The following is a 24009-nucleotide window of genomic DNA, read 5'->3' as shown; positions in this document are numbered from 1 at the left end:
TTAAAATCAAAAATAATTTTACTTCGCCTCAATTGAATTTCGTAATGGTTTCAATCAAGATTGAAGATCATCTCCGAAGACACTTTTATTAACAAAAAAATATAAATGGATAATATGCACTGAAAGACAGTAAGCTTTGTGAGCTACTATAGCTATAATTGATAAGAGTTAAACTGATAACAAAAACTGAATCCTTTCGCACTTTGTTACTGTTTTTAAAATTGTATAGTAAAGTAATGCAATAGAATGGGTCTAGATGCATTTGCTGGCTATTGAATCCCTTTATATTGCGGCCATAGTAAACATTATTGCGCTCACAAAGCTTTCGACCCAAAATAATACATGCTTAAAAACAATTAAAAACAATTAAAAATCAATTCTGTTTAAAGATTAAATGAATAAAATTATGAGAAGATTTTACATGCTGATACTACTTTTATCGATGGGTTATATAAGTTACGGACAAGTTGGAATTGGAACCGTTAGCCCTAATCCGTCATCTCAATTGGATATTGTTTCCGAAAACAAAGGAATATTGATTCCTCGCGTTTCATTAACAGGCATTACAGATTCAAAAACAATTGCAAATGGGAACATCAATGGATTGCTGGTATTCAATACAGGCACTACAGAAGATACGCAGCCTGGCTTTTACTACTGGTACGCTGACAAATGGATAAGAATAGGATCGGCTTCCGCCCAAGATTTAACCAATTCGCTGACATACGCCAATAATAATATTACTTCTGTTGTAAATGGACAAGCTGCTACGGCCCAAATTGTTAATTCGGTCTCCAACAGTTTAAACGGAACCAATCTCATAACTACTGTAAATGGATTTTCGGGCAGTGCTGTAGATCTTGCTCCTCTGCTTAGCGATGATGTTGCTGCGGACAATGGCTTAACTGCAAATGATGCTAAAATTGAATTGGGGGGAGCATTGACCAAACCTACGGTAATTACAGCTACAGCCTCTAACAGCTTGTCTTTAGCAGGTCTCCAGACAGGAAGCAACACTTACGTTTATGACGGAGAATCCTATTCTTCAGTTTCCGACAGAATTTTGGTAGGCGATCCTGTTTCAGGACTGATAAAGCAGGTCAAGTCGGCGATGCCCAATTTTTTTTATGCTCCCTCAGTGGCTGTCCCAACGCATAATCAGTCAGGGGCCCTCTTAAGCGGGCCTCAAACCCTGGATGTTTATAGTCTATATGCCCGACAATTTGGTTATCACCAAGGCAGTGGACAAGCGAGAAGTAACAATGCATCGGTACTGCCAGTTTTGGCTCCTGCTGATTTAGATTATTTCGTGACTTACTTTGACAGCACTGTATTTGACAGTGTTTCAATTTCGGCCTCGGGAGTAATTACGTACTCGATTAAGGCTGGTGCAGCGATATCCGAAAATTCATTTATGAACATTGTATTCAAAGTAAAAGATTAATTCCTAAAATCCATTGCTATGACAGATAAAAATATGAAGAAGTGTTATTATTTTTTGAGAAAATTGCAATATGCTATTCTGACGCTTTTCATATGTCTTGGAAGTTATCAGAAAGCAAATGCGCAATTGTATGGAGGTTTTCCCTATCACCAGAGCTTCACCTCTGGAACGAAGCCATCAGAGGTTGTTCTACCTACAGGATCTGGAGCAAATTCAGCAAAATTTACTCCAACAGGATTAGAGTTGACTCCAGCCGAAAACTATAAATTTGGCGCTGTTGTTATTGGTAATAAGATGTTTAATAGTGCAGTCGGAATCAAAATTTCATTTAACTACGCAATTTACGATGGTACTGGAGCGGACGGCATTAGTGTTTTTTTATTTGATGCTGCAGCAAATCCGTTATCAAGTGGCTCTTATGGCGGTCAGTTGGGCTATAGTTTCAGAAGAACCAATAATAATTTTCAGGATACGAGAAAAGAAGGGCTCTCTGGTGCTTATCTAGGGATAGCACTGGATATTTATGGAAATTTTAAAAACATGATTTTCAATCCGGACGAAAGAATCAATGGTATCCAGATGCCTGGCATTCTGTGGAAGGATCAGGCTAAGAGCCATGTGACTCTCCGCGGCGCAAGAGGTCCATATATTGATGCAGAAGGTCGGGGAGACGGATATACAGGTTACCCTGTGCTTACTACCATGGGCACCCTTGAAACTTTAAAATCTAAAGGAGTAGTTGCAGGTGCTACGCTGAATAGTTCAGGTAGTTATGACCTATTAGGCAGTTTTGCTGGTGATCGGTTTGATCTAAGATCAGGATCTTATACTACCGATATGCAGAATCCGTCTTATCGCAAGGCTTTTATTGAATTGATGCCCAATTCCCTAGGAGGATACAATGTGACTGTAAAGATCCAGCATCAAAATGTTGTTAGTACAATAATTGATAAGTATTGGTATCGCACTTCCATAACTTATTCGGAAAACGCAAATCCTGCTGTAACTGATTTCAACACGCTAGCAAATAGAGGGCCTGATAGCAAGCATACCATTGATGCTTTAATTCCAGAGAATTTTAGAATTGGATTTGCTGCAAGTACAGGAGGTTTGAACGATATACATAAAATTTGGAATTTAGATATTATGCTACCTTATGCTGCTGAAGCTAATTACGATTCAGGTGAGATTTGCAAAAATGCAACTCTTATTCTAAATCCTTTAGATAACGACCTTGCATATGCTGGTCCAACTACCGGATCTCCAATTGGGGCGTCTGAAAATATAGACAGAACACAATTCAGATTTTTGAACAGTGATGGCAGTGCGGTTCCAAATCCCTATGAGGTGAAAGATAGCCAAGGGACCTTTTCCTATAACCCCGATACCGGTAGTGTTACATTTTCTCCTCTAGATTCTTTCAGTGGCAGAGCTTCCATAAAGTACTCTATAAAAGGAAAATCTTATCCGTCTGGCACCTTCCAGCCTTATGGCGATGAAGCCTTTAGATCTGCGCCTGGAGAAATTGCAGTAAATGTTCGAAGATGTAGAGTCATTTCAAATCCTGCACTTCCCTTAAAACTGTAATTTTTAATTGCGGGGATTATATGTAATTGTTGCCGTTTTTTAAATTTTAATGCATCGCATTGTAACGAATAAAAAATAATCTTTGATGAAAAATATTTTAAGCCATTTATGCCTACTTCTGCTATTGCCCGCTTTGCAGAAAACCTATCCGCAAACAGTTAATTTAGGAGATTTATATGTAAGTGCTGGGACTGTAGTTTCAACCTTAATGCCTATGGATAATAGGCTTGCGGCAAAATTAATAAATGATGGGGACTTTTATTTGTATAACCATTACAATAATGATGGCAAAGTGACATTCACAGCTGGCTCAAAAACGGGAACTACATACATGGTTGGCGTTTCGGGCGCTCAGAATATTTCTGGAAATGCTGCTATGGACTGGTGCAATGCCATATTTAATAACAAAGAGACGCAGCCAGCTTTTTACCTGTCAAATGGAGTGCGAATATTTGGCAGCTCGACTTTTCAAAAAGGCATACTAGATAATACATCTTATAATGGGAAGCTCTTTTTTATGGAAGATGCAGAAGCAGTAAATGCCAATGACGATTCTTATGTAAACGGATTGGTTCAAAAAAATGGAAAAGCTGATTTCCATTTCCCTATCGGCGCAGGCGGACAGTATAGATATGCAGGCATTTCATTTCTTAATAATGCAGAAAATGCTTTTGGTGGAAGATATTTTTTTGAAAATTCAAACTTGAATTATCCTCACGTTAATAGTCAGAAAGAGATTAGTTTAATTGATGATAGAGAGTATTGGTCTGTAGAGAAAACAAAAGATGGCAGCGGGGCAATTATAAGTCTTACATGGGACGAAGACACAACACCGTCAGCTATTTATGCTGCTCCTTTAGACGAGCTGCATATTATTCGTTGGGATGAGTCCAAAAAAATATGGGTCGATGAAGGCGGAACAGCAGATCCTTTTGCAAAAGAAATTAGCACAGTGGTTCAGGCTTCAGATTACGGCATTTTCACCTTAGCGCGATTCAGCGGTACTGCGCAGGATTCCTGCAAATCAATAACGGTCTTTAATGCAGTGTCTCCTAATGGAGATAATATCAATGATTATCTTACAATTAACGGTTTAGCAGATTGTGGCAGCGAGAATTCCATTGAAATATATAATCGATGGGGCGTTAAGGTATACGAAACGATCAATTACGGATCTAATGATAACTTTTTTAGAGGTTACTCCCAAGGAAGAACAACGATTTCCCAAAAAGAGCTGCTGCCGCCTGGGACCTATTTTTACGTTTTATATCTTAAAAATCAAAGTGGCGCAAAAACAAAACAGAAAGCGGGATACCTGTTCTTAAGCTGGTAGCTGCCTTTACAATTTCACCAGTGCAAAAAAAAATTTAATAATAAGGTAACTGTCAAGTTACGAATTATGGACAAACAATATGAAAACAAATTTTTTAATGCCCATTATGCTCCTGAGCATCTTTTTTTGCCATGCCCAGCAAGATTCTCAGTTTACCCAATATATGTACAACACGATCAATATAAATCCGGCGTATGCTGGATCGAGGGGAGTTTTAAGCTTATTTGGCCTGCATAGAAGCCAATGGATTGGCATGGATGGTGCTCCTGAAAGCAATGCAGTCTCGATTAATACCCCGATAAATGAGAGCAATATCGGGCTGGGAGTTTCATTGATCAGCGATAAAATTGGTCCTACAAGCGATACTAAGATTTCTGCTGACCTTTCTTATACGATTCAAACATCAGATTCATGGAAACTTTCTTTTGGAGTAAAAGCGACGGCCTCTATTTTCAATCTCGATGTAGCAAAATTAAACCCTCAAATTTCGGGAGATCCGCAATTTCAAAATTCGATCAGTGAGTTTTCGCCAAATATAGGTACAGGGATTTACTGGCATTCGAATAAAGGGTACATTGGGCTTTCGGTGCCCGGTTTTATCCAAACCCAGCACTATAATGATAATGATCTGGCAATTTATAAGGAACAGATAAACTATTATCTCATCGGAGGATGTATACTTAATCTTTCACAAGAAGTGAAATTCAAGCCTGCCTTTTTAGTTAAACTTGTTGAAGGGGCGCCGCTTCAGGCAGATATATCTGCAAATTTTCTATTTTTTGAAAAGTTGACAATTGGCGCAGCGTACAGGTGGGATGCAGCAGTAAGCGCAATAGCCGGTTTTCAAATTTCTAACGGATTATATCTAGGATATGGATATGATAGTGAAACAACTAAACTGAGAAAATACAATTCTGGCTCACATGAAATTTTTCTGCGCTTTGAGTTTTTCAAAAAATATGACAGAATTACTACCGGACGTTTCTTTTAAAATCGACTATTATGAAAAATATTATTGCAATTGGAACCTTCATTATATTCAATGCATTTTCGCTTAATGCCTTTTGCCAGAAGAATTTAACTTCGGGGGATAAAAATTTTGAAAGGTATGCATTTATTGATGCCATTAAAACATATGAAAGAATAGCAGCAAAAGGATTTAAGTCTGAAATCATGTTTAAAAAACTTGGGGATTCGTACTATTATAACGCCCAATATAAGGAGGCTGCTAAATGGTATGGAGAACTATATGCCATGAACGATTTGCAAGATTCTGAATACGATTTCCGCTATTCGCAATGTTTAAAGTCGGCCGGACAAATAAAAAGAGCTGATCAAATCATGCAGAGGCTTGCAGCTAAAGATAAAAGTGACAGCCGGGGAGCTTTAAATAAGAATGACAAAAATTATATGAAAAAGATAATTTCAAATTCAGGAAGATATGCAATTTACGAGTGCAGTTTTAATTCGCCCTATTCTGATTTCGGCGCATTTGTCAGATCTGGAAAGGTTTACTTTACATCAGCCAGAGATACCGGTAATTTTGTCAAAAACAAGCACCAGTGGACTGACCGTTATTTTACTCATATATACGCTGCCGATATTGATAGTATTAGAGGTTCAGCAGGCAAGAGCAAACCTTCTAAGGTTAATATAAATTCACTAAGTAAATTTAATGAGTGTTCGCTGATATTTACCAAAGATGGCAAGACTGCCTATTTTACAGGCAACAATTTTACTGGAGGGAAATTGAAGAAAAGCGAGAAGGGAATAACCTTTCTTAAAATTTACAGTGGAAGGGTAGAAAATGATAACATTACCGATGTACAGGAACTGTCTTTTAATGGAGATAATTATAGCAGCGCGCATCCTGCACTTAGTTCGGATGAGAAAACTTTGTTTTTTGCATCTGATAGGCCTGGAACGTTAGGTAAGTCTGATATTTTTAAAGTAAGTATAGGAGAGAACGGAGTATTTGGTGAAGTTATAAATCTTGGTCCAAGCATTAATACAGAAGGCAGGGAAACCTACCCTTTTATAAGCAAAGAAAATGAAATTTATTTTGCATCAGACGGGCATCCAGGCCTCGGAGGTCTTGATGTTTTTGTAGGTGCATTTGAGGATGATGGCTCGGTGGGGTTTATTCAAAATATAGGTTCTGATATCAATACTTCGGGAGACGATTTTGCATACGTGATAGATTCTGAATCAAGGAAAGGTTTCTTTTCGTCCAACAAAAATGACACAGGAACCGATGAGATATACAGTTTTCTGGAAGCAAAAAAAATAGTTCCTGAAAAAGAGGAGCTTAACGGCCACGTGATGGATTCTGAAACTGGATTACTGCTTCCAGGAACAACTTTAGAATTGTATGATTCAAAGATGGTTTTAAAAAGCAAAACAGTAGCAGATTCTACTGCGAGTTACAGCTTTTTTGTTGAGGCGGGTCAGAATTACACTATTAGGGCATCGTTACAGGATTACTTTACCCGAGAACTAAAAGTTAAGACCGTCAGGGAAAATAAGAAAAAAGACTTTTTAGTACTCCTTGATAAATCGAGATGTAAAATTGTTGTCGGAGATGATTTAGGGAAATGTTTTGGCATAAAAATGATCTACTTCGATTTGAATAAGTCAGAAATTAATAAAGATGAAGTTTTTGAATTGGAGAAAATTCTTGATGTTCTGATGCAGCATCCTTCATTAAAATTAGCTATCCGTTCGCATACAGATAGCAGGAATACTGCCATATATAATCAGGTTTTATCGGCTCGCAGAGCAAAATCTACAGTTGATTGGCTGATTAAGAATGGCATATCTCCTGATAGATTAACAGGAGAAGGTTTTGGAGAATCTGAATTGACGAATAATTGCGGCGACGGGGTGAAATGCACAGAGGAGGAGCACCAAAAAAATAGGCGAAGCCAATTTATTATTAAAGAACTCTAATGGTAAAAATCTTTATAGCCCTGTTTCTTGGCGATAAAAGGTATTGCCTTTTTATGATTCGTCTTAAAGAAATACTGAAACATTTTCCAAATGACTTTATCAGGTCGGAGAGTTTGCAAAAAAAACAAAAAAAGTATGGGTTTTTCAAAAAAAATAATAACTATGAAACTGAGTCATTTACTATCATTCTTACCATTTCTAATTTTTAGTGGGGTAAGAGCACAGAAACAGGAGATAAAATCGGCTTTCAGGGAATTGAGAGAGGGATATCCGCAACGCGCACTAACGTTGATTAGTGATCTCGATTACAAGATTCTTAATGCAACAGATGAGGAAAAATCAGATTATTATTATATTAAAGGGGTTTCAAATTATAGTCTTGCTGAAAATAAGGGAGATAATAAAAATCTTGGTCTTGCGGTGCAAGCTTTCAATGAATTGCTAATTACAGAAAATTCTACCAGGCTCTTTAAATATTCTGAATCAGTAAAATCTGCCATTTATGATATTAAGAGAAAATTGGCCAATCGTGGTGCTGTTCTTTTTATGGAAAAAAAGTATGAAGCAAGCGGCAATAACTTTCTAGATCTTTACCAGCTTGACAAAGATCAGCTATGTTATTTGTACTATGGCGCATATATTAATATAATAGCCAAGAATTATTCTAACGCATTAAATTACTTTACGGAACTAAAAAAAAAGAATTATACAGGTAAAGTAAATTTCTATTACGCAGTTAATGCCTCTACACGAAAAGATGACGAATTTTCTTCTAAATCTGAAAGGGATAAGGCGGTAGCGGCTGGAACTCATAGAAAGCTTCCTATTGATATGGATGATCCTAAAAAGGAAAACATACTAAAAAACATTATAATACTAAATTTCTTATTGGGTAATGCTGAAAATGCGAAAAAGGCAATATTGGAATATAGAATTCACGAAGTGGGCAATCGGGTTTTTGATATAGCAGAATTTAAGCTATACTTAGAAACAAGAGATTATCAGGGTTTTGAAAAAATTTTACTTGAAAGGATTCAAAAAGATCCTAATGATGCAGACCTGCAGTTTTATTTGGGCATTATAAATGAAAAGCTCAATAAAAAGAAAGAAGCAAAAAAATATTTCAAAAGAGTCTTAGAAATTAACCCTATATATCAATTTGAAAATGATGACCGCCTGACATCGAGCATGGAAGCGGAAAAGATATTCAATGATTTGGATGAGGAAATAATATTAAAAAGCATCGCTGATGCAAATCCTTAGTATTTCCTGAGAAATAATTAGTGTTTTTTTATCTGATTTTAATTTAATAATTAGCATACAGCTATAAAATAAAGTAGAAACCGGCCAATAGGATTATTCATTCTTTGTGCTTGATTTGAAATATTTTGAATTAGCGGACAATAGTTTTTCTTGGGCGAGAAGGCAAAGTGGTTTAGTTTAGATTTTTTTTGTAGTTGATTTAGTGACTAATATTTAATTTATAAGTGACATGCTCGCACGCATATTTTTATGTAAAAAAGCTTTTTTTAATATTCTTGCCCCAGACTTCCATTAGTGCGAAATAAACCTTTAATTTTTAAGATTACTGCTTATGTGGCTGTCAGAATTGATGATAAGGGAAATAGCCGTTGACTTGGGAAAATCTAATACTTTGATAATTAATGAAGATGAAATTGTTATTGACAGCCCAAGTATAGTGGCTAGGGACCTCGTGAAAAAGAAAATTATTGCTGTAGGCAGAGATGCGTATTTAATGCAGGGCAAAACACACAGCAATATAAAGACCATTCGTCCTATCAAGGAAGGGGTAATTGCCGACTTTGATGCCGCAGAGAAAATGATGGGCAAATTTATTGGTGGTATACCTGCATTAAAATTAAATTTCTTTCCATTTTCACTTCGTATGCTTATCTGTATGCCTTTGTCAATTAGTGAAATTGAAATTAGAGCCATCAGAGAGGCGGGCAAAAAAATAGGAATAAAAGAAGTTTGTTTGATCTATGAGCCGCTAGCAGCCGCAATAGGAATTGGCTTAGATGTTATGAATCCTCAAGGAAATATGATCGTTAATATAGGCAGCGGCACTACTGAAATTGCTGTGATTTGTCTTGGTGAGATCATTTGCAGTAAGTCTATAAAAATTGCAGGCGATGTTTTTACTGAAGATATTTTAGGTTATCTTAAGACAGAACATCAGATTCAGATTGGTTTAGTCTCAGCAGAAAAATTAAAAATTGAAGCCGGCTCAGCAATCGATGAACTTGAAAAAAATCCTGAAGAAGTAACTGTCAGTGGAAAAAAATTAGCAAATGGCATAATAACTAATCTCAAAGTCGGCCGCAGAGAAATTTCCAAAGCTCTGGATGATTCAATATGCAGAATAGAAGAGGCAATAATATTTACTCTTTCCATGGTTCCGCCAGAAATAGCAGCAGATATCTATAAACGAGGATTATATCTAACTGGAGGAGGTGCCTTTCTTCGCGGTCTTGATCGGAGAATAGAAATGAAGACCTGCTTAAAAGTGTCTATAGGAGAAGATCCCTTACGAGCCGCCGTCAAAGGCGCTAATACAGTTTTGAAAAATAAAATCAAGTACAGTGCAATGATTTCTTCACTTAGATAATTGTATCACATAGAATTCTGGCTAACAGTTACAAATACGATTTAAAAATTTAAAAGAGCGCTATATAGGAAATCACCTTTAAAACTTTTTTAATGTAACCTTGCACCCGTAAGAAGTTTTAAGCTTTTTTTAGAAAAAAATGACTGCCCTTTAACGAATGTCAAATAAAAATCGAATTACAGAGAAGCTTCTTCTTCAATTGATGAATTGCGATAATCTGAAGAATGAAACGTTTTTATCCGATTTAAGACCGTTAACTACTTATGGTTATCGTTTGCCTTCTCATTTTTTGATATTTACACATCAATAATCCCTATTTCAAAAAAACAGTATAAAATTTTGATAAAAAATAAACCAAGAAATTTAGCTGTAAAAAAACAAAGTTCACCATTGTATTTCTTCCAAAGAAAAAAAAATGCTTTTAAATAATTGATCATTTATGAAAAAAACTACTATTCTGAAGCTACTATTAATTTTGCTTATAATGCAGGTTTTTGCAGTGCATTCGCAAAATGCGGTAGCCTTTAATTTCAATGTCAAGAAGGATTTTAATTTTTTTTTAAATACTGACAATCAGTATCTTGAAGATAAAATCGCGGCCTATAGGCAGATTTCTAGTATTACAGATTCGGAGGTAATTGCAAATCCAGTAACAAAATATGCCCAAAGCCCTTACGCAGGTGTAGTTTCTCAATGTCCCAATGATGGGACTCTGCTTCCAAAATTGTTTCTATGTGGCTTAAATGACAGCAGATTAATCCAAACAGGTATAAAAGATGCGCTTTTTATTATATGGCAGAGGAAAACAGGAGGATGCGCATCTCCGTCCAGCGGAAGCTGTCCAAGCAGAGATGCAAACTGCACTTGGGCGGATGTAGGAGAAGGAGCTGATTATTCTGCTAACAGTAGTGGAGAATTTAGGGTGAAAATTAGAAATCAAAATAATACAGAATCTGTCTTTTACTTTAATGTATATAAAAATGAGCTGGATCCAAAGGGAATAGTGAAAAGTGATATTATTACTGACAGTAACGGCTGTAGCATTCCCGGACAGATAATTGCTGGAGGCTTTAATAAGGATTATGAGTACAGCTGCACTACAAACCCGGCTCCAAGCAATTGGCAGGACAGCAATACATTTACAGTTTCAAATCCAGGATCATACAATATTTTTATAAGATTGAAGGGGGTAGATGGGAGCTGTGTCTTCAGTATTAAAAATATTGCCATAAACGCTATTGCTTTTACATCTTCGCTAACTGCGGGGCAGCCTTTATGTTCTGGTGAAAAAGGAACTATTAAAGTAACTACAAATGCTGTAAATAAACAGCTCAAGTATCAAATATATAAAAATGAAAATATTGTTCCTTTAAGTACTATTGGGCCAGTATCGCTTTCAGAATTTGAATTTACCGGGTTAGATGCAGGATTCTATCGTATTGTGTCTGCTGTAGATGGATCGTGCGCTACTGAAGAACAGAGTATTAGAATTACTTCCGCAACTAAGATTAGTAACAATTCTACCGTTTCCCAAACGTTTACAGTTTGTACTAACGGCTTAATTAAAGGATCTGCTACCGGGGGAGTTAAGCCTTATAAATATTCGGTTGATATAGATAATGAGGGTTTTCAAGACGTTCCTAATGGTATAGTGACCGTTAAAAAAGGCGGAACATATACCATACGTGTTGAAGATGTGAACGGCTGCATTGTGGATAAGAAAATTTCAATACCCAATGTAACCAAACCAGAATATGATATTGTAGTAACCAGCGGAAAATGCGGAGAAGACAGCAGCATTAATATAAAGCTTACAAATGATAATGGTTTTACAATGGAATACAGTAAAGATAATGGCGTAAATTTTATAAAAGGAACCAGTTCGGGCATCATTTTCAATAATTTGAAAAATGGACAGTATAGTATAGTTGTGAGATATACAAAGAGTGGTATAAATAATGGCAGCAGCTGTTCAGATAATTCTAAGATTATAGATATTGGAGCTACAACGCCTTTGACAGCCTCTGCAGGCATTGGCTCACTTTCGGGCTGTGGGCCATCATCTGATACTACGGAAGGAATTGCAAGAATTACCAATCCGCAGGGGGGAACTCCATTTCCTGCTCCTAATCTGTATCTGTACAGTTTTGATAATCAAAAGAGCTGGATAACCCAGAATGAAGGCTACATTAAACCTGGCGGACCATATTCAGTTTTTATAAAAGATGCCGCAGGATGCATTTTTGAAATGGCGGGACTAAAATTAGATCCAAAGCCCGCTCCACCAAATATTACTGTTAATGATCCTGTTTACAACTGCAATGGGACTGCAAATTCTGCTGTCATTATTAACGGAGGAGCAGGTGATCCTAAGTACTCGTATCAGCTTTACCTAGATGGTCAGCCTAATACTAATGCGGCCCATCCTACGGAATTTGTTAATATTCCCCCAGGGGACCATTATATTACCGTAGACTATAACGTGTTGGCAGTAAGTACTTACAGTAATCTGCTGGATGAAAGTTTTGGCAGCGGAGAAAACACTACATCGCCAGGTATTAACAGTTTTTATTATTGTTTTGAAAGGCAGCTGCCGGAACGGGCCGACACTTATTGCAACGGCAGCTATGCTATCAACGATGGAGATTATTCGGTGACCAGTTCTATCAATCAGGCAGCAACTTTCGATTGGGGATGGAGATATCCCAAAGACCACACCAGTAATGGTAATGATCCTAAAGGAAGATTTTTGGCTGTAAATATTGGTAGCCAGATACCTGAGACAACAATTCTATACGAAAAGAAAATTAATGATGTGATTCCGAATCAGCCCATTAATTTTGATTTTTATGCTATGAATTTAATGCGGCCAGGTGCAGGAAATGAAGACCCTAATTTAAGAATTGCATTGGTCGATGCCAATGGAGATGAGATTTCATGGTTTGCCACAGGTCCCATTTCCAGATCAGTCTCTAACACAGACTGGAAACACTTCCCGGAAACCCCACTAACTCTTAATCCTGGCAATAACACTTCCTTACGTTTAATTATCCGTTCGAATGTGAGAAAAGAGAATGGTAACGATGTTGCAATAGATGATATTAAGGTATTTCAGGTTCCAAAATCCTGTGGGGCACAGTCCATATTTAAAATTAAAGTTAATGCCAATAAAGTGTTTAATGCCAGAGTTGAAAGCACTCCGGTGAAATGTAAGGGAGAAAGCAGCGGGTCATTGAGCATATATGCCGAAAATTTTTCAGATGCATTCCAATATTCCATTGACGGAGAACCATGGAAATCATCTTCTGAATCTCCTGTTGTTATTAGTGGACTGAAGGCTACCCCTTATAGGGTTAAAGTAAGGTACAATGAAAAATCTCCTGATTGCGATTTTGACATTCCTGCAGCAGTGACTTCTTCCGAATTTTTTTTGGTAGATGCATCAGCAACAGAGGCTACATGTTCTGATGGCGCGGTTGTTACCGTTAGCGCATCTGGAGGAACTCCTCCATATAATTTTATATTGAAAGACTCTAATGGCAAGGAAACCACTTTCTTTAGTGATGGCAATGCAGGAGGGATCTTAAAGAAAATTTCTCCTGGAAAATATACTGTTGTGGGATATGATAAAAATTCATGCAGCAATAGCAGCAAAGATGTCAATTTAGTTATTAAACAGACAGATCCGCCTCAAGCTGTAGTCAATAAAACAAATGGATTCTGCTTTGACGGCAAAAACAGCGTTCCTATTACCATTGATATTGCAGGAGGCAAGGAGCCTTTTACATATAAGGTTAGCCGTGATGGAGGGTTTGAATATGAAGCTTTTAGACCTTCTTTTTTGGAACGTTCATTTACATACCAAGCTGTTGCTGCAGGATCATATGATTTTATCATTATGGATGCAAATGGCTGTTCGTCTAGCGCTAAGGTTGTTATTGACGAGCAACTGAGCACTGAGGCAGTTTTAACTAAGAATCTTACCTGTGCCGCTATTCCGCAGAATGCAGCAATAATAAAAGCAACCGTAACAGGTGGAGCGGCTCCATTTGGTTACAGAGCAAAACGCAATTCGGCTAATTTTAGCGGTCTGCCGATCTCATTTAACGGCACTTTTTTTGAATATTCTGCATCAGCTTCGGGAAGTTATATTTTTGAAATAACAGATTCAAAAGGTTGTATAAAGGAAACATCAGCAGTAGTGGTAAAAGATCCTGCAGATGTTACGGTATCTTATGAAACAACAGAACCTGTTTGTGATGGAGCTGCCAATGGAACTATTTCATTTAACGCTCTATCAGGAGAAAGCCCTTTTTCATTCAGTATCGATAATGGAAAGTCATTTCAGGATTCGAATAAATTTGGGGGCTTATCGGCAGGCGTTTATGATTATATCGTAAAAGACTCTAAAGGCTGTACAGCTTCTGGCAATCTAACGTTGAATAATCCAATTGCGATCACAATGCAGATTCATGCTAACGGAATAAAGTGCGGACCTGTTAAACCAGGAAGTTTTGATGTTAATGTAGCCAATGGAGGAAAGGCTCCCTACATTTATAATTTGTACAATAATGCTATGGAAGTGATAGATTCCTATACAGCCGCAACTCAAGCGGATGCATCAGCAGTGCATAATTTTCCGAATCTTCAATTTGGCGATTATTATATATATGCTACGGATGCAAATGGCTGTGAATTTAAAAGTGATAAATTAAGAATAGAACCGCCGCCTTATCTAAAGGTATCAAGTACAATTGCTGGAGCCACCTGCGCAGACGGTGTTTCAGTTACATTAGAAGTAGCTGGCGGAACGGGGCCTGCTTTCACCTACACTATATTCGGCAATGGCAGAACATCGGGACCCCTTGCATCTTCTTCTTTTACTTTTGATAAGCTGGAGCAAAATATGGACTACGTGTTTGAGGTAGTGGATTCAAATGGATGTCCATCTTATTTAGAGATTAAAACGCCTAGTATCTCAAATCTTAAAATTGATCCGATTACTGCTAAAGAGGTGACTTGCAATGGTGCAGCCGATGGCGAGGTTGCTTTTACAGTATCTCAATATAATGCGACAAAACTTCGCTATGAAGTCAGAGATAATTTAACCAATAATGAAGTGATCCCTTCCTTGGGCGATTCGGTAAACGGCTTGGCAGGGGATGATTTCACGGCAGTGATAAAAGGAATAAAACCGGGCAATTACTCTCTATATGTCAAAGAAATGGACGGCACGTTGTGTTCTGCTTCTAAGATGTTTAAAATTGGACAGCCTGCCTCTGCTCTTAGAGCAGAAATAGTGAGCGTAAGTAATGCGAACTGTCGCACAGGAGCTTTGGTAACTGTAAATGCTGCAGGAGGAGCTGGATCTTATCAATATGCTGCAGCTGTTAGTCCAGAGGTTCCTTCTCTATTTGGAGGCAACAATGTTTTAGAATTAGCAGAACCGGGAACAGACTGGAATATATTGGTGAAAGATGCGAACGGATGCACATTTACTTTAACCCAGATTACAGCCAAAGATCCAAGCCCATCTATAGCACTATCCGTCGTAGATAAATGCTCTGGCGAAAATGAATTTACAGTTCGCATCACTGAGACAGCTGCAGGCAAAGGATCTTATTTTATGAAAATTGATAATGGAGATTTTATAGCTATTGGCGCCCTTCCATACGACATAACGGGATTAGCGTCAGGAAACCATTCCGTTACGGTGAAAGATGCGAATGGATGTGCAGATACAAAAACAATTAAAATTGATGCTCCTGTTAATATAATTGCTTCAGCAAGTGTATTGCCTGGATGCGAAACTAACAACGGAGTAATTTCCTTAACGCCTTCAGGAGGAACAGGTTCGTATAGTTATTCCATTAATCCAATGCATCCCGGAATTATGATTAATGGAGATAAAATTACTGGACTGACAGCAGATAACTATACCATTACAATGCAGGATAGCAAGAATCATTGTACGGCTAATGCAGCAGTTACCTTATCGGCAGCAACTCCCGTAAAATTTGAGGCACATGCCAGAAATACAACCTGCAATGGGGCAAACAATGGGGCAATTACAGTTACGATTTCTAATGAAAATAATAATCTGCCTTATACCTATAGCATTTCTGGAGGTTCAATAGCTTCCATTTCAGATCAGACCTCTGCTGAATTTACAGATCTGCCAGCAGGCAGCTATACTGTTGAGGTAAAATCGAATAGAGGATGCACAGCCAAAATGGATGTCAAGGTTGATCAACCAGAGCAGCTTGAAGTTACCGCAAACGGGACTCAATATAGCTGTAATAGAGATTCTAATGGATTTAATTATGCGGTAATTGCCGCGGATAATGTAAAAGGCGGAGCAGGAGCTGGCAGCTATGTTGCCTATCAGTTTTTAAGAGATGGAACAGAGGTTCAAAATGGCTCTTCGAATATTTACTCCGAATACGATCATAAAGGAGGAAATTATAAGATAAATGTATATGATAAGAATAATTGTATGGGCACATCCGAGACTATTGCAATCAAGCCTTTTACTGTTCTAGAAAATATATCCATAAATAAAGTCTTGCCTATTACGTGTCAGAATTTAGAGTCGATAAAAGTTTCTGCAGCTGTAAAAGGAGGCGCAGGATCCCTGCAGTATCAATTAACAGGTATGGACAAAACAGCAATTGCACCTCAGACTAATGCAACAGGAGAGTTTGAAGGATTAGATATTGGCGATTATTTAATCAATGTCACTGATACGGTGACAGGATGTTCAATTGAAGAATATTATCATGTGTATAATCCTAATACATTTGAAATTCAAGTTCATTCTCTGAACACGGAAATTTGCTACGGAACTAATGAAGGAAGTATAGAATTAGTTTTAGTTGACTCGCAGCCTGCCCCAAGCAATGACGCAGGAGCTTTTGACTATACAATTACAGGTCCAATGCCTGAAATATCAGGAAAGTCAGAGAATGCAGGCCCTATTAAGATAAACGGATTAGTTGCAGGTGATTATACAGTTGCAATAAAATTGGCAGGAAGTCCTAAATGCGAAGCCCGTAGCGGTTTCCATATTTCACAGCCACAAGCTAAATTAGACATTCAGGCGAAAGAAACGCCAATTACCTGCAAAGAAGGAAATAATGATGGAACTATTACGGCTACAGCGTCAGGGGGTTGGACGGAAAGAGTTTACCAATACGAATTGATTGGTCCAGTCAGCCACGCATATTCAGAAGAATACTATTTTAATAATTTAACACCAGGACATTATAAGGTAAATGTAAAAGATGGAAAAGGCTGCGTTGCAACAGCTATTGTCGATTTAAGAGCACCAGATGCTATAAAATTTGCAGCCTCTGCAGCCTCTCCTGTGCTGCCTTGTTATGGTGACGGAAGCGGAGTTATTAGAGTTTCCAATGTTACCGGAGGTGTGGGTGCTAATTATGCCTATTCTCTAAAATACACTTCTCCGTCAGGGGAAGTCATTACATCTGGTCCCCAGCAGTCCAATGAATTTAGAGGGCTATTTTCAGGGAATTACACCGTGGTGGTAAGTGATGGATTTAGCTGTGAAGCGGTATCCGAAATTATTACGATTTCAGATCCGGTAAAAATTGAAGTGGATTTATCTCAAAACACCGAAATTACCTGTTTATCTGACGCAACTCTCATTTTAAAAGCGACTGGGGGCACTTCTCCTTATGTTTATAGCGAAGATGGAGCCAGTTATGGAGCCAGTTTTGATTCTCAAACTATATTCAGCGTAAAGCCGGGGATGCATCAATATTGGGTTAAAGATAGCAAGGGCTGCGTAAGCGAATTGTCAGGAACAGTTCGTGTGGAACCTATCGTCCCGTTATCAGTCGAATTAGATGTAAAAAATGCCGGAGTTAACTGTAAAGGTGATGCTACAGCAATGATTGCAGCTGAATCAAAGGGAGGTATGGGAGATTATGAGTACTCATTATTGGATAGAAACGGAGTAGAGGTCCGTCCTGCTCAGAAAGCAGGGATCTTTGATTCCTTATCGGCAGATTTAAGCCCTTATACAGTTCATGTAAGAAGCGGGGATTGCGAAATAAATTCTCAAGCAGTTAATGTAAGTGAACCAGACCAATCATTGAGATCCACTTATACAGTCTCTCCTGTAAGCTGTTTTGGTAATAATGATGGAATAATAAATGTTGTAGCGCAAGGGGGGACTGGAAATATTAAATATGCCATTTCACCTAACTTGAACATGTTTGTAGAAAGCGGGAAGTTTGAAAGACTGCCTAAAGGAGTATATACCATTATCGTACAAGATATAATGGGATGCAGCAATATTTATAAGGACATTGAAATAACGGAACCAGCATTTTTAGCGGCTTCTGAAATTCCAAATTCAAGAATACCCGAAATATGCAAAGGCGATAAAAACGGTGCATTCTTTATCGAAATAAAAGGAGGAACCCCACCATATTTTGAAAGTCTTGATAATGAAAATGGAAATTATTCTCCTGTGAACGGTTCTGTTAAAGATTATCTGAACCAAAGCGAAGGAAAACATACAGCATACATAAAGGATAATAATGGATGTGCCAGCGAAGTAGAAGTTATAATGCAAAAAGCTGTCATTCTAAATCCAAGCGTTGAGATCCAATACGATTGCGTTAATAATAGACAGTACAACATTGTGACCGTTACAGTTGACAGAAGCAATTCTGATGTGGAGGACGTCGATTATTCGCTTGACAGCGATCAGGGGCCATGGCAGCCTAACAATACTTTTTCCAATGTCGATTCTGGAAGACATTATGTAGTGGCTAGGCATACCAACGGATGCACTGCAAAAAGTGACAGTTTTGAAATTCGGCCTTACAGCCCACTTACTCTTGCGCCGTTCCCTCAGCAAGATGAGATGAATGTAATTTCAGTGCGAGCAGCCGGCGGAATTCCTGAGTACGAATACAGTTTAAACGGAGGAGATTTTACATCATCAAATAACTTCAAAATTTATCAGTCTGGAGATTATGAAGTGAAAGTAAGAGATAGAAATGGCTGCACCAGCAGCGTAACTGTTCCTATGGTTTACATAGATATCTGCATCCCCAATTATTTTACACCTAATGGCGATGGCATTTATGACACATGGGGACCTGGATGCACCAACATTTATGACAAACTCGAATTTTCAGTATTTGATAGATATGGACGTCTAATAAACAAATACCACTATGGACAGAAATGGGACGGAAAATATAAAGGGGCAGAATTGCCATCGGGCGATTACTGGTATGTTTTGAAATTGAACGATAAAAAAGACGATAGAGAATTTAGAGGACATGTCACAATATACAGATGACGGATTAAGGAAATATTATGCGGCTATATAAAAAAAAGATAAAATTATTAATATTGCTATTTCTAGTTGCAGCTTCAAGCAATGGACAGGAATTAAATCTGCCAGTATTTACACAATATCTGGCTGATAATTCATTTGTCATTTCTCCCACATATGCGGGCATTGGAGATAACCTGAGAATTAGGGCCAACGGTCTTGCGCAGTGGGTAGGCTTGAAGGATTCTCCAAACAATCAGTCATTATATGCTGATTTTAGGGTTTTTGACCGCTCTGGAATAGGGATAAGCCTATATAATGATAAAAATGGCTATACAAGGCAGACCGGGGCTAAAATTTCTTTTGCCCATCATTTAATTTTGGATTATTATGCAAAAGAGTATTTATCATTCGGGCTTTCCTATAATCTCAACCATTTTCGGATAGACAGCGATAAATTTAATCTAACGATGGAACAGCCAGTATTGGATGCCATTGTCACTGACCGTTATTTGCCAAACAATAATTTTGATCTTGGTGTGCTTTATCGCATCAGCAAATTTTATTTGAGTTTGAGCGTAAACAATGTGCTGAAAAAAAATAGCGATAAATACAGAGCCGCTGAACCTGAACTACTGGCAAATTATCAGCTTTATACCGGCTATGTTTTCAAAGACAGGTACAACAGCCGAATTGAGTACGAGCCTTCCATGTATTTTCAGTATTTTGCAGGAGACGGACGTTCTACTGCCGATATCAATTTCAAGTTTAGGCAATATAACCCTTATGATGAATATTATTGGATAGGGATTTCCTACCGCATGATCAATGATCAAATATTCAAGCCTTTATCCGTCGGGCCGATGGCTGGCTTCATGAAATCTAAATTTTATTTTGGATATGCCTATCAGATAACACTTAACCAGCTCGGAAATTACAATGCGGGCACGCATTCTATCACTATTGGTTTGGATCTTTTAGAATCGATCAGCAATTGTCCCTGTACTCAGGGTCCGGTTCATGATTGAATGAGAAGAATTATTTTTATGCACTGACGTATTGAATTCCTCTTATTCAGCGATTAAATATATAAAAGAGGCGGCTCTTACAGGGGCCGCTTTTTTAGTTGTTTTAGAAATCTCGAATGAAGAGAAAATTTATCGATAAAATATTGCCGTTTCCCTTAAACTTACCAGTAATGAATGTTTTTATTTGCCTGCCTAAAATTATCAGTCGAATGTAAAATTCACTTGAGGAACAATATTTTGATGTGAGATATCAATTAGGAGACCAATGAATAAGCTTGCGCCAATCTAAGATGAATTAATGATTATTGAGATTCTTATTTTCTTTCTTAATTATCGACTCTTAATTTTTTTTAATATTTAAAAAATTAAGCAGCAGGAATTATTTCAATAACCTATTTTTATTATGTTTGCTTAAACTACAGATTCAAAAACGATTCAAGCTGTATGTTTTAATCAACTGACTAAAATTTTTTAGTTTATGGAGCTTCTTTCTAAATGTTTACTGTTTTGCAGAAAAGTTAAAAGCAATAGCATCAGATTTGTTTTGCAATTATTAAGATTTAATTGTTTAAACTGCAATATGCGAGCTATATTTTTTTGTTTAAATCCCCTTTTGTTTTTTTTTTCTGTTCATGTTTTTAGCCAAAACTATACAACAAATGCAGTTCATATTCATGATCTTTCACAATCTTATTTTGTTGCCAGCCAGCCTTTTATTGACAGAGATGGTTTTGTCTGGTATGCAGTAAATGAACAAGGAACATTCTTCAAATACGATGGGATAAACATTGTTAAATTTACTATGAAAGACAGTGATGAAAAGCGTTTTTCTATTACTGCGATCTGTATCAATGCTTGGACCCAGGATAGAAAGGGGAACGTCTGGGCTATTAATCCTGATGGGGCCTATGTAATAAATCCAAATACATTTAATGTCAAGCACATTAAATGGCAATCAAAACATGAGATCAGAAGCAATCAAGATGTAAGCGCGCTTCAAGATAAGAAAAATAATATATGGATCAGTACCGGTGAAAATTACGTTATAAAAATCGATAAAAATTACAATCAGAAGATATTTCAGTCTCCAGAGCTTCCAAGGATAGCTGCACATAAGAAACAGCACGGCGCGGCCACTGGTGCTGAAAATCTGCCCCTAAAAGTGATAAAAGAATTGGACCAGGGAAAAATACTGGTAAAATCTCGCTGGAACTTATATCTGATCGACGATAAAGGCATGCAGTTCATTTTGAACTTTAAAGAAGATGGATCTAACCTACATTTTACACAGGATGGAGAAATTTTCAAGCCCCATACCAGCGGCACCGTTCTTTTTAATGGAAAAAAGTATAATTATAGCTATTTAAAGAATTTAAATATTCAAATGTTTAATTGCCCGTATGACAACTTCTCATATAAAAACTCAAAATTTTTTACAGTTCAAGCAGACAAGGTTTTTATAGAAAAATTTAATAAAGAGAAAATTGAATTTACAGTTACTGATACTTTTGAATTACATTTTGATAGGAAAATTATTAATAACAGCCTAACTCTGGATTCTAATAACATCATCTGGTTTTCGAATAATTATAATATTGTTATGCTTAAACCTACAGATGCAAGATTTAAAAAGTACCTGCAAATTAAGAATTCGCCAATTAGTGCCAAAGGAATAGTTTCTGATGATCGAGGAAATTTGTATGTATGCTCTTCTACTGGACTTTTTAAATTAGACGCTAAAGGCCAGCTTCTTTTAAAAATTTATGACCCGTCCAATTCTGGCAATATTTATAATTCTATGCTAATAGATCAAAATGGAATTTTATGGGCAGCTGGTGAAGGTGCTTTTATAACATCCATTGATTTAAGAACAAATGTAATTGCAACCAGAAAATATGGAAAGAGATTCGATTTCAATTGTACATTTCTAAAAGCAAAATCAAAAGATTCGTTTTGGGTAGGATCCGATAAAGGCCTATTTATTTTGGATAAAAAATCTGGAAAATTATTTCGATGCAAGCTCGGCAATATTAATTCTGACCGTTTAACTGTTTATGATATTTTGCAATCCGGCAATGGCAATTTGTGGGTAGCCACTAATAATGGTCTGTACTTTAAAGGCAAAGGAAAGAAATGGATAGATTATAAGGCTAAAAACTCTTTTTTTTCCAATAGAAAAGTTTACGTGCTACACGAAGATGCAAATAAAAATATCTGGCTCGGAACGCATAATTCTGGGGCTGTCTGTCTAAATTTAAAAACCCAGAAAATTGATGTTTATGACGAATCAGCCGGCTTGTCTAACAATGCTGTATATGGCATATTGGAAGCGGATGGCCAATTTTGGTTCTCGACCTTTTTTGGGATATCTGCACTCCATAAAAAAAACATGAAATTTAATAATTTTCATTTGCAGGACGGATTGCCTGATAATGAATGTATTCTCAGATCATTTTATAAAAAAAATGACAGCAGTTTCTATTTCGGCGGATTAAATGGTATTGTTGAGTTAAATCCTAAAGAATTTAATTTTAAGAAAAGAGATGCTAAAATATTTATTTCTAAAACAGAATATTTTTCCATAGAAAGAAAAGAAAATGTTACAGATTATTTAAATGAAAATAGAAGTATTACATTGCCGTACAATAAAAATTATTTTTCGGTTGAATTCACTACAAATGATATGTATAATAATCGTAGAAGCACTTATTTCTATCGTATTAACGGATTAACTGATGGATGGGTAGGTCGTGATGGAATAGGCATTGTTAAATTGAGTAATCTGCCGCCTGGCAAATTTGTCATAGAGCTTAAAGTGAAAGATTTTTATGGATCTGAAATAACGGATCATATTAAAATAAATGTACTTGTTGAACAGATTTTTTACAAGACACCTTTTTTTCTCGGTTTTATATTTTTATTGTTAATTGCATTTGTAATATATATATTCAGAAGAAAAATTAGAAAACAGAAAAAGATTTTTGAAAGAGAAAAGGAAATAATTATTTTAAAATCAAATGCATTAAAAGCACAAATGAATCCTCATTTTGTCTTTAATATATTAAATAATATGCAGAGCATTATGATTTTGAAAGGGGAAGAGGAGGCGAATAGATATTTCGGCGCCTTCTCACGACTGCTTCGCTTAACGTTAGATATCTCTAAGCAGGAATCTGTTTCTTTAAAAGATGAATTGGATTATATTAATCAGTACCTTATACTAAGCAGTCTGCAGCTAAATGAAGAGTTGAAGTTTTCGATTTTTACAGATGAAAATGTGAATAAGGAAGATATATTTATACCAGGAATGTTAATTCAGCCTTTTGTAGAAAATGCAATTATTCATGGCTTAAGTCCAAAAGAGGGTGAAAAGGCGATAAAGATAACATGTTTTATTGAAAATGATTTTTGTGTAGTTAAAGTTGAAGATAATGGAGTAGGAAGAGAAGCGGCTTCAAAATTAACGCAAAAGAGGGAGTTTGTCTATAAGTCCTGGTCAACAGCAATTGTTAAAGAGAGAATAGAACTAATAAACTCCTCATCTAATAGTCAAAAGATTATTTTACAGATTGAAGATCTAAAAACTGAAGATCAGAGTTTGGGAACTGCAGTCACAATTAAGTTTAAGATCAAATAAAATAAACTTTAAACTATTAATTATTATAAAGTAAAAAGATGTTTTATTACAATTATGAATCATAAAGCCGTCATTTTTGATGATGA

10 protein-coding genes are annotated in these 24009 nt (G+C 36.8%); all 10 read left to right on the top strand.

Annotation, left to right across the window (positions count from 1 at the left end; all coding sequences use genetic code 11):
• Nucleotides 1-406 precede the first annotated feature (406 nt).
• The 10 genes from QMG60_RS18700 (at nt 407) to QMG60_RS18655 (ending at nt 23923) form a co-directional block, all read left to right on the top strand.
• Entirely contained in the window at nt 407-1444 is a 1038-nt protein-coding gene (locus tag QMG60_RS18700) for a hypothetical protein (RefSeq protein ID WP_281866013.1), read from the top strand.
• 18 nt (nt 1445-1462) lie between these two features.
• Nucleotides 1463-3031, top strand: a complete 1569-nt coding sequence (locus QMG60_RS18695) for a hypothetical protein (protein WP_281866012.1) — start codon at nt 1463-1465, stop codon at nt 3029-3031.
• 85 nt (nt 3032-3116) lie between these two features.
• On the top strand, nt 3117-4364 hold the full coding sequence (locus tag QMG60_RS18690; RefSeq protein WP_281866011.1) for a gliding motility-associated C-terminal domain-containing protein: 1248 nt from the start codon (nt 3117-3119) through the stop codon (nt 4362-4364).
• Nucleotides 4365-4443: 79 nt separating this feature from the next.
• On the top strand, nt 4444-5355 hold the full coding sequence (locus QMG60_RS18685) for a type IX secretion system membrane protein PorP/SprF (RefSeq protein ID WP_281866010.1): 912 nt from the start codon (nt 4444-4446) through the stop codon (nt 5353-5355).
• Between the two features lie 11 nt (nt 5356-5366).
• Nucleotides 5367-7313 carry an OmpA family protein gene (locus QMG60_RS18680; protein WP_281866009.1) on the top strand — a complete coding sequence of 649 codons (1947 nt, stop codon included), beginning with the start codon at nt 5367-5369 and terminating at the stop codon, nt 7311-7313.
• Between the two features lie 90 nt (nt 7314-7403).
• Nucleotides 7404-8576, top strand: coding sequence for a hypothetical protein (locus QMG60_RS18675; RefSeq protein ID WP_281866008.1), 1173 nt, complete (start codon nt 7404-7406; stop codon nt 8574-8576).
• Nucleotides 8577-8907: 331 nt separating this feature from the next.
• Entirely contained in the window at nt 8908-9942 is a 1035-nt protein-coding gene (locus QMG60_RS18670) for a rod shape-determining protein (protein WP_281866007.1), read from the top strand.
• A 439-nt stretch (nt 9943-10381) separates the two neighbouring features.
• Nucleotides 10382-19282, top strand: coding sequence for a T9SS type B sorting domain-containing protein (locus QMG60_RS18665; protein ID WP_281866006.1), 8901 nt, complete (start codon nt 10382-10384; stop codon nt 19280-19282).
• A gap of 17 nt (nt 19283-19299) precedes the next feature.
• Nucleotides 19300-20286: a type IX secretion system membrane protein PorP/SprF gene (locus QMG60_RS18660; RefSeq protein ID WP_281866005.1), complete on the top strand. Its 987-nt coding sequence runs from the start codon at nt 19300-19302 to the stop codon at nt 20284-20286.
• 613 nt (nt 20287-20899) lie between these two features.
• Nucleotides 20900-23923 carry a two-component regulator propeller domain-containing protein gene (locus QMG60_RS18655; protein ID WP_281866004.1) on the top strand — a complete coding sequence of 1008 codons (3024 nt, stop codon included), beginning with the start codon at nt 20900-20902 and terminating at the stop codon, nt 23921-23923.
• Nucleotides 23924-24009: the final 86 nt, after the last annotated feature.

This window comes from Flavobacterium sp. GSB-24 (genome assembly GCF_027924665.1).
Taxonomy (GTDB): Bacteria; Bacteroidota; Bacteroidia; order Flavobacteriales; family Flavobacteriaceae; genus Flavobacterium.
The sequence above is the reverse complement of the archived record's forward strand: the minus strand, read 5'-3'. Positions and strand labels throughout refer to the sequence as shown.